The organism is Dietzia sp. DQ11-38-2 (genome assembly GCF_014145055.1).
Classification (GTDB): domain Bacteria; phylum Actinomycetota; class Actinomycetes; order Mycobacteriales; family Mycobacteriaceae; genus Dietzia.
Map to the genome: position 1 here is coordinate 11,809 of NZ_JAALDW010000290.1, position 2,693 is coordinate 14,501.

A 2,693-nucleotide genomic window follows, 5' to 3' on the forward strand; every position below is an offset into this window, starting at 1 on the left:
CGGCTCGTCGTCGTCCTCCGCCGGCACGTCCTCTGATTCCGGCTCCAACTGAGCCACCGCGGCTGAGGCCGCGGTCCGCCGCCCCCCCCGGCCCGCTCGACCAGAGCGGGCCGGGGGGCGGCGTCGTCCTGTCGTCGCGTCACCGCGAATCCACGCCGTGAACATCCGCTTCGGACGGTGCGGACGCGGCGACTACACTGGGCGCCGTGATTGAAGCATTGCCCGGAACCTGGGGCCTGATCCAGATGGCGATCCAGGCCGCCCTCGTGGCGTGGGCCCTGGTCGGCCTGGTGTTGGCCGTCCTCCCTCCCGCGTCGGCGTATTCGATCGAGGGCAAGTGGCCTAAACCCGCCTGGATCGGAATCTGCGCCGCCGCCGCCCTCTTCTTCGCGATCCGTCCGTTCGGCATCCTCGGGATCGTGGGTATGGTCGCCGTCGGCGTCTTCTTCGCCGATGTCAGACCGGCCGTCGGCGGCAGGCGCAGGTGAGTTCGAGGAGGTCCGCGCCGCTGCAGCGCATCGACGAGCTGGCGGAGACCTCCGGCGCGACCGTCCGCAACATCCGCGTCTACCAGGAGCGCGGACTGCTCCAGCCGCCCATCCGCAAGGGCCGGACCGCTCTGTACGGGCCCGATCACCGCAGTCGGCTCGAGATGATCCTGCGGCTGCTCAACCGGGGCTACACGTTCGCCACGATCGAGGAACTGCTCATCGCCGAGCGGCACGGGTTCACGCTCGCGGAGTTGCTCGAGGTCGAGAGTGTGCGGAGCGAGCGCAGACCCACCGGGTCCCGCCGGCGGCGCACCCGATCGGAATCACAGGCGGTCGCGTCGTTCGACATCCCCGAGACGCTGAAGGAGGTGGGGGAGTCGATCGGCCTGGTCACCGAACCGGGCGCGGCCGGCCATCTGCTCTCCGACGCCTATATCGCCGAACTCCTGCGGGACCTCATCGTGCTCGGCGTGGACGCGGACGGAATCGAGAAGATCGGTCGTCTGGTCATGGAGGGGCAGGGCAGGGCGGTCGAGGCGATCACCGTGTTGGTGGAGGCCCTTGGTGATGCCGGGATCGACAAGGCTGTACTGGAGAAGCGGGTCCGGTCGACGCTCCCCAGGGCGGGCACGGCCGCGCGGCTGATCTTCCTGTCCGCCGCCGAGACCCTGCTCACCGAGCGCCACGGATTCTCCCGCGACTAAAGCCCCCGCCCGGAGGGGCCCGCGTCAGGTGAACACGACGGTCCGCGCATCGTGCACGAGGACGCGATCTTCCAGGTGCCACCTCAGGCCGCGGGCCAGCACCAACTTCTCCGCGTCGCGGCCCTGCCTGACCATGTCCTGCACGGTCGCGGCGTGATCCACGCGGATGACGTCCTGCTCGATGATGGGCCCCTCGTCGAGATCGGCGGTCACGTAGTGGCAGGTCGCCCCGATGAGCTTGACGCCCCGGATGTGAGCCTGGTGGTACGGGCGTGCACCCACGAAGCTCGGGAGAAAGCTGTGATGGATGTTGATCGCTCGACCGGCCCAATGGGTGCACAGGTCATCGGGCAGGACCTGCATGAAGCGGGCCAGGACGATCGCGTGCGGGTCGACGGCGTCGACGATCGAGGCCACCTCCGCGAACGCGGGGGCCCGTTCGGCCGGATCCGCCGGGAAGGGCACGTGGTGGAACGGGATGCCGTGGGCCTCGGTCATCCCACGGAGGGTGTCGTGATTGCCGATCACCGCACGGATGCGAGCGGGGAAGTCCCCACTGTCGACCCGACCCATGAGGTCGTGCAGGCAGTGCCCCTCCTTGGACACGAGGACGACGATGTCCTTCGGCTCGGCGGAATCGGCGATGTTCCAGTCCGTCTCCGGCCCGAGCTCGGCCGCGACACGGGCGAAGCGCCGACGCAGTTCGTCGAGGTCCATCCCGATCGATTCCGCGTCCACGGCCTGGCGGGTGAAGAACCAGCGGGAGTTCTCGTCCGCGTGGTAGGCCGCCTCCACGATGGTGCCGCCGAGCTCGGCGAGGAACGTGGCGATGCGGGCGACGATGCCGATGCGGTCGGGGCAACCCAGCGAGAGGACGTAACGGCGTGACATGAACGGTCATTGTGCCAGCAGGGGGGCCGGGGAGCCCCGCTAGGCTGACCGTATGGACGCCACCCCACGGACTCACCTGACCCGCGACCGCGTCGCGGCGATGATCGATCACACGCTGCTCTCCCCGGACGCGTCCCGCGAGGACGTGCAGGCCTGCGTGGACGAGGCCCGTGACCTGGCGGTCAAGGCGGTGTGCGTGAGCCCGGCGATGCTCCCGGTGCGGGCGGAGGGCCTGACGGTGGCGACGGTGGCGGGCTTCCCGTCCGGCAAGCACCACTCCCTGGTCAAGGCCATGGAGGGCCGATTGGCGGTGGACCAGGGCGCTGTCGAGGTGGACATGGTGATCGACGTGGGTGCGGCGATCGCCGGGGAGGTCGACGAGGTGATGGCCGACGTGCTGACGATGCGGGACGCCGTCCCCCCGCCCACCGTGATCAAGGTGATCCTGGAGACCGCCGCGATCCACCGGGCGCTGGGCGAGGAGGCGGGGGACCGGCGGATCGAGGAGCTGTGCCACGCCGTCGCGCGGGCCGGGGCGGACCTCGTCAAGACCTCCACCGGGTTCCACCCGGCCGGTGGCGCCAGCGTCCGGGCGGTCGCCGCCATG

Annotated in this window: 4 protein-coding genes; 3 read left to right on the forward strand and 1 reads right to left on the reverse strand. The window is 70.2% G+C overall.

The annotated features are described in order from the left end of the window. Positions 1-206: 206 nt before the first annotated feature. Both G6026_RS10425 and G6026_RS10430 read left to right on the forward strand, forming a co-directional pair. Positions 207-488 carry a DUF2516 family protein gene (locus G6026_RS10425; protein ID WP_182613136.1) on the forward strand — a complete coding sequence of 94 codons (282 nt, stop codon included), beginning with the start codon at positions 207-209 and terminating at the stop codon, positions 486-488. Further along, on the forward strand, positions 485-1,195 hold the full coding sequence (locus tag G6026_RS10430; protein ID WP_182613137.1) for a MerR family transcriptional regulator: 711 nt from the start codon (positions 485-487) through the stop codon (positions 1,193-1,195). Before G6026_RS10425 ends, G6026_RS10430 begins: the two co-directional genes overlap by 4 nt. Positions 1,196-1,219: 24 nt before the next feature. On the opposite strand, the gene purU is transcribed toward G6026_RS10430, so the two are convergent. Beyond that, complete coding sequence (purU, locus tag G6026_RS10435) at positions 1,220-2,086, reverse strand: formyltetrahydrofolate deformylase (RefSeq protein WP_182613138.1); 867 nt, start codon at positions 2,084-2,086, stop codon at positions 1,220-1,222. 52 nt (positions 2,087-2,138) lie between these two features. Between purU and deoC the strand changes: the two genes are divergently transcribed. Then, the coding region (deoC, locus tag G6026_RS10440) for a deoxyribose-phosphate aldolase (protein WP_182613139.1) at positions 2,139-2,693 on the forward strand (555 nt) is incomplete at its 3' end.